A 12,066-nucleotide genomic window follows, 5' to 3' on the forward strand; every position below is an offset into this window, starting at 1 on the left:
AAAGCGATTGTTAACGTTTTCACGAGCCAATTGTGCCAATTTCATGATATTTGGCAGCGCGCCCTTGCAACAACTCGTTTTGAGTCCGTCCTCGCAACTCAGTCATGTGTTGTGCTAATACAGGCTTTAAGAGTGATGACTGTAATGACACATCGATATGGGCACCACCAAACACCTCGGTGACGACTTCATCGACAATCCCTAAATTCAACAAATCTTGTGCCGTAATCTTCATCGTTTCCGCAGCGCGTTCCGCAAGCTTCGCGTCTTTCCAAAGCAGGGCAGCCGCGCCTTCTGGTGAAATGACCGAGTACGTGCTGTTTTCAAGCATGAGCAACCGGTCGCAAACACCAATCCCGAGCGCACCGCCCGATCCGCCTTCCCCGATGACAATCGAGATAATCGGAACTTTCAACGTCGCCATTTCAAACAAGTTGCGGGCAATCGCTTCGCTTTGTCCACGCTCTTCGGCCGCTTTCCCAGGGTAGGCGCCTTTTGTATCGATGAACGTGATGACCGGACGATTGAACTTCTCTGCTTGCTTCATGAAACGAAGCGCTTTGCGATAGCCTTCTGGATGTGGCATCCCGAAGTTGCGTTTCATGTTCTCTTTCGTGTTCCGCCCACGTTGATGACCGATAATCGTCACCGGGACGCCGTCGAGTGTGGCCAATCCCGCTACAATCGCAGCGTCATCATAGCCGTGACGGTCACCGTGCAACTCGATGAAATCCGGGAACAGGCGATCGATATAATCGAGCGTCGTCGGGCGTTTCGGATTTCGCGCCAGCTGCACGCGATCCCACGGTTTCATATTCCCATAAATGTCTTTTTCTAATCGATGAAGCTTCGCTTCAAGGTGACGGATTTCACGGGATAAATCGATTCCTTTCGTCTCCGCCGTCTCACGCAACTTCCCGAGCTGTTCATTTACTTCTTTGATTGGATCAAACATGATGGACCTCCCCGCCGTGTAACACGATCATCTTCTTCAAGAACGAACGCATCTGTTCACGATGAACGACGGCGTCCAATTGACCCGCTTCTAATAGAAACTCGGCAGTTTGGAAGTTGTCTGGCAATTTTTCACGAATCGTCTGTTCGATGATGCGACGACCGGCAAAGCCGATCAACGCTCCAGGTTCGGCGACGTTCACATCACCAAGCATCGCGAAACTCGCCGACACGCCACCTGTTGTCGGATGCGTCAAGTAGGCGACATACAGAAGACCCGCCTCGTCATGTTCTTTCAAGGCGATTGACGTATTGGCCATCTGCATCAAGCTGACCATGCCTTCTTGCATGCGGGCACCGCCCGAGGCCGTGAACAAGACGACCGGCAATCCGTCTTTCGTCGCGGTCCGGACCGCCGAGGCGATTGCTTCTCCGACGTAGGCGCCCATCGACCCCATACGGAAACGGGCATCCATGACGCAGACGACGACCGGGAGCCCATCGATTGTGGCACGACCGCAAACGATTGCTTCCTCAATCCCAGTTCGTTCCCTGTCTTTTTTCAATTTTTCTTCATAATCTGGAAAATCAAGCGGGTTCTCTTTGACGAGCGGTCCCGCAAATTTTTCAAACGATTGACCATCGACCAACATGTGAATCCGCTCATCTGCACTGAGCGGGAAATGGTAGCCGCAATCACACACTTTATGATTCTCATTTAACTGTTTCGTGTAATGCATATATTTACAAGATGGACATTTCGTCATCAAGCCTTGTGGTGCATCAATCTTTGGTTCTCGTTGACGCAATGGCATATATCGTTTAGGTTTCTTGAAAAAAGCAGTCATCGCTTCCCCCTCGTTCATTCCGGCATCCCCGCCCCACGCCACATCTCCAACAATCGTCTACGTTCGTCTTCCGTATATAGGTCGCCTGCGTCCGTGCCGTCATAAAACCGGTTCACTTCGCTCCAGATTCGAATGAACAGTTCATTCTTTAATCCGAAGATAAGGTTTTGCCTGAAGGCGCGGTCCGTCTCAACGCTCGACTCGAGCAACGCGATGCGTTCCGGGGTCGGTTCGACCTCCGTCAACGCCAAGCGCTCAAGCAAACGCAACATATCGACGATGTCCGACGCCTTCGTCTGTTTCGTGACGATGAACTCTGACAAGATTTCAATGTAACGGTGCCGATCCTGTTCGCACAAAAACGTGCCGCCGCCGTGTTTCGTCTCAACAATCCCAAGGAAGCTGAGAGCCCGTAATGCTTCACGGACTGACGCACGGCTGATGGACAGCGTTTCAGCGAGTTCCCGTTCTGACGGGAGACGGTCGCCCGGCTCGAGTGCGGCCTGGACGATTAACGTTCTGATTTTAGAAATGTTTTCGTGAAATGAGGATGCGTGTTTTCCATGCATCTGACCGTTCAACTCCCTTTTGGATGGCATTATCTCTAAAGTGGTCAGACCAATTAAACAGATTATACCACTTTTTATGACTTGGTACTAGTTCCCGTGCCGGGCAATTTCGAGTCGACCCGTTTCAACACGACATCCGTATCGCCGAACCGCTGCCTCAATCCTTGCAACAATGCTTCTGTCGGATTGACGGCATATGTCGAGGCGAGTTGTTTCACTTCTTTCGAATCAGAGAATCGGCAAATGACGGGGACATCCCCTGGCGCTGTTCGCAATAGTTCTTCAAGGTCGGCGAACGACTCCAGACGCAATCGGACAAACAACGCTTGGCCGTGGAGAGGCCGGACGCGTTCGACGACGAGTTGGCGACGCCCGTCCCGTTCATTAGGATGCACCTCGAGCAAGAGGACGTTCCCGACGTAAAGTGAACGAGAGAATTGGGTGAACACGCGTGGAAAAATCACGACCTCGTCTTGCGAGACGCCGTCATCGACCATGACAACACCCATCTCTTCATTCTTTTTCGTCTTGAACGTACGAATCGCATCGACATAGACGACGATGAATCCCCGTTCGCCGTTCAACACTTCATCGATCGTCACCGTCTCAATCGAGAGCGGGGCGACCGTCGTCAACGGCGAGTGGACGATCCACGTCCCGAGTGCTTCCCGTTCTTCTTCGGACCAATTCGGCTCGATTGGTGCCGAGCGCTTCAAACCGAGTGCGGACAGCTCATCTGGGAGCAGATGCGTCTCTGTCTCCTCGCGAAGCCGTTCAACGGCCTCGAACGCACGGTGGCGATCGCCGTGATACATCCGGTCGAGGGCACCGGCTCCGAGCAGGCGCCGCAACTTCGGCTGGTCTTTCGAGCCCCACTCCATCAGTTCGAGCAGACGTTTTACGTCGGTGAATTCGGAATGGTGTTCAATCAACCGTTCGACGTCGCGTTTCGTCAAGCCTTGGACCGCCTTCAACCCGAGACGGACCCCTGGCCCTTCTAAAAAGGCCCCGGCTTGGCCATGAAGGACGTCCGGCGGATAGACGGGAATTTTCCCTTTTCGCAGCATGCGAACGAGTTGGTTCGTCTTGTCGTACGTAACGAGATAAAAAATCCGCTCGAAGTGCGCCTTCACGAAAGCCAAGCGATAACTGATTAAACTGTAGGCCACCGCGTGCGAACGGTTGAAACCGTAGCCCGCGAACTTCTCAATCCACGAGAATACTTGTCGCATCGAGTCGCTGTCGAACCGCTCCGACGAACGTTCCAAGAATCGACTCTTCTCAACGTCGATGGCCGCTACATCTTTCTTGGCGATGGCACGGCGAATCAAATCGGCCTCGGCATACGAGTAGCCGGCAAGTTCTCGCAGGAGGCGCATGACTTGCTCCTGATAGACGAGCACGCCGTTCGTCGTACGCATAATCTCACCGACGACCGGGTGGACCGGCTGATGCGGCATGCCATGCTTTCGCTTCGCATACGTATCGATAAACTGCATCGGACCTGGACGATAGAGCGACATCGTGACGACGATATCCTCGAACGTGGTCGGCTTCACTTGCCGGAGCGCTTGTTTCATCCCTTCCGATTCGAACTGAAAAATCCCGTCCGTGTCACCGCGAGCGAGCACCCGCAACGTCTTGGCGTCATTCAATGGAATCGTCTTCAGCGAGAACAGTTCATCCGTCTCGCGAATGAGCGTCTCCATCTGACGGAGTCTCGTCAAGTTGCGCAGGCCGAGCAAATCGATTTTCAACAGGCCGAGCGCTTCGAGATCCTTCATATTATATTGGGTCACTTGCTCCCCTGCTGTCGGCTGTAACGGGGTGACGTCATCAAGCGCGTCACGACTGAGTACGAGTCCGGCCGCGTGGACCGAGGCTTGACGGGGCAATCCTTCGAGCTGGGCGGCGATGTGTAACAGTTGCGACCGCTTCTGACTGCCGGCGAACCATTTCATCTTCGTCGGATTGGCCAAAATCCCGGCCAACCCGTCGTCTTTCACTTGTTTGCTGGCCGCCTGTCCTTCTTCAAGCGTCAGCCCGAGCGCCCGCGCGACATCACGTAGCGCCGCTTTCGCGCCGAACGTCGCGAGCGTCCCGATTTGGGCGGCGTGGTTGGCCCCGTATTTATCGAGGACATAGCGGACGACCTCGTCGCGCCGCTCGTCTTCGAAGTCTAAATCGATATCCGGCATCGTGATTCGTTCCGGGTTCAAAAAGCGTTCGAATAACAGCTCGAACCGGACCGGGTCGACCTCGGTGATGTGAAGCGCGAAACTGACGAGTGATCCGGCCGCGGACCCACGCCCCGGACCGACTTCAATGCCTTGCTCCCTAGCGTAGCGGACGATGTCCTCGACGATGAGGAAATACGAGGCGAAACCGGTCCGCGCAATGACGTCGAGTTCATAGCGGGCTCGTTCGATATATTCCTCTTGGAACAAGTCGAGCGCCTTTAATCGTTCGGCGACGAGACGCTTCAGTCGGTCGATCGCATGTTCAATCTCTGGAATCGACGAGGTCGCCTCCGGCAAGCGTGTGACCGAGATGAGGGATTCGAACTCGTCCAACGCCTCAAGCTCGATTGGGTCGAACCAATCGTTCATTTCGCTCGGCAGTCTTACGTACTTTCCTTTCCGATGCACATCTTCTTGTGAGATGAGCTCGCCTTCACCGATGGCGACGATGGCGCGATACGCCTCGAAATCCTCCGGTCTCATGTAACACGTGTCCGGGGCCGGTACGAGTCGTGTCCCCAGTTCGTCACGCATCTCGCGTAATTGCCGGAGCATCAGCGTCTGTTCCGTCGACTGCGGCGCCGGCAACCCGAGCCACAGTCTGTCTTCATTCACATAACCGAGCAAATGGTTATAGAGACGGCGACGGTGAACCGGGTCGTTCGCTTTCCAGTTCTCCGGTAAGATGAGCACCGCCAGTTCGGTCGCTTCGGTCAAGCCATCGGCCTGGACGATGCGATACAGTTCGGGCACTTGTTCATCGGTCAACGCATAGACGAGAACGGAGACGTCGAATCCATCCATTCGCAGCGTCGTCCGTAATCCAATAACGGGTTTAACCGCATAGCGTTCACATAACCGGACGAATTGCGGCAAGCCGTATAACGCATCGTCGGCCAAAGCGACTGCTCGACTCCCCCGTTCGGCCATCTGGGCGACATACTGTTCGAGCCGAATCGTACTTTGCATCAAGCTATAAGCCGATCGTACATTCAAGTGGATCACAAGAGTCCCCCTTTCTTTTTTCACAATTGTCAAACTCATTTTGGCACTTGTCTGATACAATAATTATAGACAAAACTTCTCCTAAAAGGGGGTATAAACCGTATGATTATTAATCGGGGTAAAATCGCACGTGACAAGCTAGAGAATTTACAGAACGGCCAGACCGTCTTCGCCGACAGTCCGGAGATTATCGAACGACTCCGTCGTTATATCACCGAGTATCAACTCGATGTCGTCGAGGATGTGACCGACCGTGGTACGTGGTTCATTCCACAAGAAGAGGATAAACGCTGAAGAGAGCTGACCAACGGGTCAGCTCTCTTCTGTTTCGAACGTGAACGGGGCCGCGACTTCATCGAGCGCCGTGATCACCTCGTCCATCTCTTCCCATTTATCGATCGTGGCACCGGCGGCCATCGGATGACCACCGCCGCGATAGCGTTTCGCCACTTCATTGATGACCGGTCCTTTCGAACGGATCCGGACACGAATCTCGTCCTTGTTCTCGACGAACATGACCCAACACTTCAGCCCTTCAAGGCCAGAGAAGCTGTTGACGAGCAGCGACGCCGCTTCCGGTGTCGCATGGAACGTGCGCAAGACGTCTGCATCGATTTTGACGTAGCCGACACCCGCGTCGGTCACATTGACGTTTTGTAAGACATAGCCTTGGAGTTGCAACGTCGCCAAATTCGTCTTATACATTTGACGATACAACCGGTTCGTATCGATACCATGGTTAATCAGTTCGGCCGCGACTTCGAACGTACGTGGCGTCGCGTTGCGGAACTGGAACCGTCCCGTGTCGCCGACGATTCCGGCGAACAACAAGAATGCGGACGCCTCGTCAAGTTCAAGCCCCCAAATCCCTGCAAGTTCAGCAATCATCTCTGAGGTGGAACTGACCGTCGTGTCGACGATTTGATGGGTCGCATACGCATCTTCGTCAGGGTGGTGATCAATCTTGACGACCGTTTTGCCGGTCAAGGCGTGCGGCCCATCGATTCGTTCATGGTTAGCCGTATCGAGCACGATGACGAGCGCCTCTTGATACATCTCCGGTTCGACATGCTCCATCTTACCTAAAAACTCTAAATCACGGACGATACCGCCGACGACATAGACCTGCTTTTCCGGATAGGCGACTTCAAGAATCCGCTTTAATCCGAGCTGACTCCCGAGCGCGTCAGGGTCGGGACGGACGTGTCGATGAATCATAATCGTGTCCGCCGCTTCAATCAATTTCAATATCGTTGCTGCCTCTGGCCAATGTGCCATTGCCATTCCTCGCTTTCTTGAACACTATTCTATGGTATGATGATAACAGATTACACGTCTGAAAGGGGTTTCTTCACTTGGGTCAATTAGTTATGATCGGACTCATTCTGTTTTCGTTAGGCGCTTACTTCGTTTCCAAACGACGCGCTTATTTGACGAAGACACCGTACCGGAAAGCACTGTTCAACACGCAAGCGCTCATCTGGCTGAGCATGTTTCTCGCACTCTTCGCCGTCAACCAAATGGTTGGCGGACTCGGACTCGGCTCGACGATCGGTTGGATCGTCAGCATCGCTATGCTCGTCTTGGGTGTCGGCAACGCCATCGTCGGGTTCATTCGCTATCGTAAAATCTATCCGCTCGCTAGCGAAGAGCCAATCAACCAATCATAAGAGAAATAGAAACGAGCTGATGATGGCATCAGCTCGTTTTTTTGTTAGCGGTCAATCAATTGCGCCGTGACAAGCGCCTTGGCGACGAGTTGGGTGCCTTGTGTCATCTCAACATCGACTTTCCCGAACTTCCGGCCAAGGTCGAACACGTTGGCCGAGACGCGAATTTGACTCTCGATTTGAATCGGTTTCATAAAGTAGACCGTAATATTTTCGACGACGAGGTCGCCTTTTTTCATATGGCGCAGACTGCGGGTCGCTCCTTCGACGAGCAACGTCGTCAACACCCCTGACGATGCCGTCCCCATGTGGCTCGTCATCTGTGGCGCGACCTCGACGGTGAACGCCGTCCCGTTCGAAGCCGGATCTTCTTTCAACTGGTTCGTGATCATATTGTCGAACGTCTCGCCGACTTGCGGTTGGCGGTTGGCGAGTTGGAGCGCCTTCAACACGTCTTGGCGGCTGATGATGCCGAGCAGGCGGCCATAGTTGTCGACGACCGGCAACATCTCGATGCCTTCCCAAACCATTTGGTGCGCCGCATTGGTGACGCTCGTCTGAACACCGACCGTGATCGGGCTCTTCGTCATCACTTTCTCGATTTCAGTGTCGTGCGGACGGTCGAGCAAGTCTTTTGCCGTGATGACGCCGACGACTTTCATCTGCTCGTCGATGACGGGATAGCGGTTATGTTTCGTCCGTTCGTTCAGTTCGTGCCACCGTTTGACCGTATCGTCCACTTTCAAATAGAAAGTGTCGTGCAGCGGAATGACGATATCCGAGACGAGTAGAATCTCTTTTTTAATCAAGCGGTCATAGATGGCCCGGTTGATCATCGTCGCGACGGTGAAACTGTCATACGACGTCGAGATGACCGGCATGTGATACTTATCGGCCATCCGTTTCACTTCATCGGTCGTGTCGAATCCCCCCGTGATCAACACGGCGCCACCGGACTGGAGCACAAGTTCATGCGCCTTTTCCCGGTTTCCGATGATGACGAGTGAGTCGACGTCGATATAACGCATCATCGCCTCAAGCTTCATCGCCCCGATGACGAACTTCGAGAGCGTTTTATGGAGCCCGTCTCGGCCACCGAGCACTTGCCCGTCGACGATATTGACGACTTCTGCGAACGTCAGCTTCTCAATATTCTCTTTATGTTTACGTTTGATACGAATGGTTCCGACCCGTTCAATCGTCGAGACGAAGCCTAAATTCTCCGCTTCCTTGATGGCCCGATACGCCGTTCCTTCTGATACTGCCAATTCCTTCGCGATTTGGCGGACCGAAATTTTAGATCCGACATCGAGCGACTCGATATGTGCTATGATCTGTTCATGTTTTGTTGTCATGTCACGAGTCCCTTTCCTCAATACATTTTCTGTCATCCTCAGTATACTGTATCAGTCTTCCTTCTTCAAACTGTACTACTGAAAATGTGACATTTCCTTTCCGTTTTGGAAAACGGTATAATGAAACAGAACGCCAATGAACGAGAAGGAAGGGAAACGAGTTGAATCAACGAACCAACCATATTGCACAATCTTTGGCCACTAAAGGGTTAGACGCTGCTTTTGTCACGTCGAAAGCATCGGTCTTTTATTTTTCGGGAGTATATGCCGAGGCACATGAGCGGCTCATCGCCATCCTCGTCTTGAAGAACGGCACGACCGCTCTCGTCTGTCCGGCACTTGAAAAAGGCATCGTCGAGGCAAGCGACTGGAATGGCGATATCGTCACGTACATGGACCACGAAAATCCATGGGACAAAGTCGTCAAACTGTTCCTCGACCAACAGATTATCCCCGAGCGCATCGGGATTGAAGGCGAGCATTTGACCTACAACCGCGTCGAACAGCTCCGCGCCGGCTTTGCCGGTCTCTCAATCATCGACTTGACCGAAGAGCTTCAGGCGCTTCGCATGATTAAGTCTCCGGACGAGGTCCGCCTGATGAAACGCGCCGCCGAACTCGCTGATATGGCGATTGAGGCAGGGATTCGCGCCTTGCGTGAAGGTGTGACCGAGCTCGAGGTCATCGCCGAAATCGAATATGCGATGAAGAAACAAGGTGTCCGCGAGATGTCGTTCGACACGCTCGTTTTGTTCGGCGAGAACAGTGCCGATCCGCATGGCGTACCCGGCAATAACCGCTTGAAGAAAGGCGACTTCGCCTTGTTCGACCTCGGTGTCATTTGGCAAGGCTATGCCTCGGATATCACGCGCACCGTCGTCTACGGCGAAGCGAGCACGAAGCAACGTGAGATTTACGAGACCGTCCTCAAGGCCGAAGAAGCCGCCATCGAGATGGCGAACGTCGGGACGACGCTCGGGTCCATCGACATCGCGGCTCGCCAAGTCATCACGTCGGCCGGCTACGGCGAATACTTCACGCATCGCGTCGGACACGGAATCGGCATCGAGGTGCACGAATTCCCATCGATGGCGGCCAACAATGATATGACGGCCCAAGTCGGGATGACGTTCACCGTCGAACCAGGAATTTATCTCCCTGGCGTCGGCGGCGTCCGCATCGAGGACGATATCGTCATGACCGAGAGTGGTCCGATCTTGTTGACGAGTTACCCGAAGACGCTCCAAGAAATCAATTGAGTCACAACAAAGACCAGCCGCACGCGGCTGGTCTTTTTCATGGTCAATAAAAGAGTCGGAACATGACGTCACGTTGCGGCACATCATTCCGTTCCATCGCCTCTAGAAATGCCCGCTTGTCATAACGGACCGACTGCGGATGGATGGCGAACCCTGTCTCATCCCACTCGAGGATGCCGTAACGGGCCAAGTCGTCACGGGCGACACCGAGCGCACCGGGATTGAAATAATGTTTCGTGTCGTCATGGAACACATGCTCCGGATGATGATGCCCGAAACAGATGACGTCCGCTTCATAAGACCCATACAGCGACTGCATGTTCGAAAGCGTCGCCTCGACGATGTCATGGAACGGCTCCTCGGTGATCGGCACGTCCCGCTTCTCGCTCGGGATATGATAATGAATCCCATATACCCGCGTACCCTCGACAACGCGTTCAATCGTACGCGGCAACTTGAAGAGCGCGTCCGCATAGTCAGGCCTAAGCGTGCGCGCCACCCACTCGTGATGCGGACGGGTATGGGCATAACTGTCAGGGTGACCCGTCCCGGCCATGAGCGACAAGACAGCCTCATCATGGTTGCCGGTGATCATGTGTACACCACGGTCGAGCAGACGTGCCATCACTTCGTTCGAGTCGGGCCCCATCGCGATCATATCGCCCAAACTCCAAATCTCGTCGACCTGCTGGCGATCGAGCTCGGCCAGCACCGCGTCGAGCGCTTGGACGTTTCCATGGATATCGGTCAACATGGCCAATTTCATGCGGTTTCCCCCTTATTTTCGGTATTGATGGACGACGTTGACGCCTCCGGTCACATCGATGATGGCACCTGTGACCATATCGGAGTCACGGGCGAGCAGGAATAGAATCATGCGGGCGATGTCTTCGCCCGTCCCGTGTCGTCCGACCGGGGTCTGGTCGTCCGGTTCGGCCGCTTCGATTCGCATTTCTTTTTGCGCGCCGACGATATTGCCCGGGTTAATCATATTGGCTGTGATGCCGTGTGCCGCTTCCTCGAGTGCGACCGATTTCGTCAAACTGACGAGCCCGGTTTTGGCGGCCGCGAACGCCGACCGATGAACCCAGCCCGGTGCCGTCCCACTCTCCGGGAAGCCATATGTGATGATGCGGCCGAATCGTTTTGCCCGCATACTCGGGATAGCCCGGCGCATCAGCCAAAACGAGGCTGACAAGTTGCCGCTGATGACCTCGTCCCACTCCTCGTCCGTCAAATCGACGAGACACTTCCGTTCGAAGATGTAAGGCCCGGCGTTCAAGATGAGCGCGTCCGGCTCTCCGAATTTGGCCACCGCCTCTTCATAGCCACTCAGGACAGCTTCGCGGTCAGTCAACGGGGCCTCGACCATATGTAACCGTTCATGTTGCCAATCGATCGGCTTCCGCTGCAATACACTGACGTGCCAACCTTCCTCCAATAATCGTTCCGTCACAATGCGGCCGATCCCTTTCGCACCGGCCGTGATGACTACATGTTTCATCGTCATCCCTCCTCTGTATCATCTTACCCGTTCCGCTTGCCCATTTCCAAACTTCAACCTGTTCCATCAGAAAGTTGTGAAAATTTCACACATTTCTGAAAGAACCGGGCGTGAATTGAAGCAGAAGTGGTATACTATACATGTAAGCCGCACGTACATTTCAAGCGAAAGGTTGGGATTTACATGGCAATTGTCTACAAACATATTCTATCTGCCGTCGACGGCTCGAAAGAGGCCGAACGTGCATTTGAAACAGCAATCGACGTCGCACTTCGAAACGATGGCAAACTGTATATCGGACACGTCATCGATACACGGACATTCGCCACGGTTGAAGCGTACGACCGGACGATTACCGAGCGTGCCGAGACGTATGCGAAAGAACTGCTCGAGGACTACGTCAATCGCGCGAAAGAACGAGGTGTCAAAGAAGTAGAGACGGTCATCGAGTACGGCTCTCCGAAAGTGACAATCGCTAAAAAAATCGCACCGAATCACGACATTGATCTCATCATCTGTGGAGCGACCGGGTTGAACGCCGTCGAACGCTTCTTCATCGGTAGCGTCTCTGAAAGCATCGTCCGCTACTCGAAGTGTGACGTTCTGATCGTCCGCCAATAACGTTTCAAGGGCCAGCGCGCATGCGTTGGCCCTTTCGTGTG

General features: G+C 53.8%; 12 protein-coding genes. 4 read left to right on the top strand and 8 right to left on the bottom strand.

What is annotated here, in order from left to right; genetic code table 11:
- Positions 1-19: 19 nt before the first annotated feature.
- The 4 genes from KNP84_RS01090 to dnaE all read right to left on the bottom strand — a co-directional run bounded on the left by KNP84_RS01090 (position 20) and on the right by dnaE (position 5,616).
- On the bottom strand, positions 20-955 hold the full coding sequence (locus KNP84_RS01090; RefSeq protein ID WP_021065619.1) for an acetyl-CoA carboxylase carboxyltransferase subunit alpha: 936 nt from the start codon (positions 953-955) through the stop codon (positions 20-22).
- The gene (accD, locus tag KNP84_RS01095; protein ID WP_215114381.1) at positions 948-1,802 is read right to left on the bottom strand and encodes an acetyl-CoA carboxylase, carboxyltransferase subunit beta; all 855 of its coding nucleotides are present in this window, start codon (positions 1,800-1,802) and stop codon (positions 948-950) included. Before accD ends, KNP84_RS01090 begins: the two co-directional genes overlap by 8 nt.
- Before the next feature lie 14 nt (positions 1,803-1,816).
- Positions 1,817-2,371, bottom strand: a complete 555-nt coding sequence (locus KNP84_RS01100) for a FadR/GntR family transcriptional regulator (RefSeq protein ID WP_021065617.1) — start codon at positions 2,369-2,371, stop codon at positions 1,817-1,819.
- A 74-nt stretch (positions 2,372-2,445) separates the two neighbouring features.
- Entirely contained in the window at positions 2,446-5,616 is a 3,171-nt protein-coding gene (dnaE, locus tag KNP84_RS01105) for a DNA polymerase III subunit alpha (protein ID WP_236355695.1), read from the bottom strand.
- A 102-nt stretch (positions 5,617-5,718) separates the two neighbouring features.
- Here dnaE and KNP84_RS01110 point away from each other — a divergent pair, with 102 nt between their 5' ends.
- The gene (locus tag KNP84_RS01110; protein WP_021065615.1) at positions 5,719-5,910 is read left to right on the top strand and encodes a YtzJ family protein; all 192 of its coding nucleotides are present in this window, start codon (positions 5,719-5,721) and stop codon (positions 5,908-5,910) included.
- A gap of 18 nt (positions 5,911-5,928) precedes the next feature.
- On the opposite strand, the gene KNP84_RS01115 is transcribed toward KNP84_RS01110, so the two are convergent.
- Positions 5,929-6,894 (bottom strand): DHH family phosphoesterase, encoded by a 966-nt coding sequence (locus tag KNP84_RS01115; protein WP_031199843.1) that lies wholly within the window; start codon positions 6,892-6,894, stop codon positions 5,929-5,931.
- A gap of 77 nt (positions 6,895-6,971) precedes the next feature.
- On the opposite strand from KNP84_RS01115, the gene KNP84_RS01120 reads away from it, so the two are divergent.
- A complete protein-coding gene (locus KNP84_RS01120) occupies positions 6,972-7,286 on the top strand; it encodes a YtpI family protein (protein ID WP_235045157.1) in 315 nt (104 codons plus the stop codon).
- Between the two features lie 44 nt (positions 7,287-7,330).
- On the opposite strand, the gene KNP84_RS01125 is transcribed toward KNP84_RS01120, so the two are convergent.
- On the bottom strand, positions 7,331-8,641 hold the full coding sequence (locus KNP84_RS01125; RefSeq protein ID WP_021065612.1) for a DRTGG domain-containing protein: 1,311 nt from the start codon (positions 8,639-8,641) through the stop codon (positions 7,331-7,333).
- 161 nt (positions 8,642-8,802) lie between these two features.
- Between KNP84_RS01125 and KNP84_RS01130 the strand changes: the two genes are divergently transcribed.
- The gene (locus KNP84_RS01130) at positions 8,803-9,900 is read left to right on the top strand and encodes a M24 family metallopeptidase (RefSeq protein ID WP_021065611.1); all 1,098 of its coding nucleotides are present in this window, start codon (positions 8,803-8,805) and stop codon (positions 9,898-9,900) included.
- Positions 9,901-9,943: 43 nt separating this feature from the next.
- Here the strand turns inward: KNP84_RS01130 and KNP84_RS01135 are convergent, their stop codons facing one another.
- Both KNP84_RS01135 and KNP84_RS01140 read right to left on the bottom strand, forming a co-directional pair.
- A complete protein-coding gene (locus KNP84_RS01135; protein WP_215114055.1) occupies positions 9,944-10,666 on the bottom strand; it encodes a metallophosphoesterase family protein in 723 nt (240 codons plus the stop codon).
- Positions 10,667-10,678: 12 nt separating this feature from the next.
- A complete protein-coding gene (locus KNP84_RS01140; protein ID WP_021065609.1) occupies positions 10,679-11,404 on the bottom strand; it encodes an SDR family oxidoreductase in 726 nt (241 codons plus the stop codon).
- A 183-nt stretch (positions 11,405-11,587) separates the two neighbouring features.
- Here KNP84_RS01140 and KNP84_RS01145 point away from each other — a divergent pair, with 183 nt between their 5' ends.
- Positions 11,588-12,025: a universal stress protein gene (locus KNP84_RS01145; RefSeq protein WP_021065608.1), complete on the top strand. Its 438-nt coding sequence runs from the start codon at positions 11,588-11,590 to the stop codon at positions 12,023-12,025.
- The last annotated feature ends 41 nt before the right edge of the window (positions 12,026-12,066 follow it).

The sequence above is a fragment of the Exiguobacterium sp. s70 genome, assembly GCF_018618315.1.
Taxonomy (GTDB): Bacteria; Bacillota; Bacilli; order Exiguobacteriales; family Exiguobacteriaceae; genus Exiguobacterium; species Exiguobacterium chiriqhucha.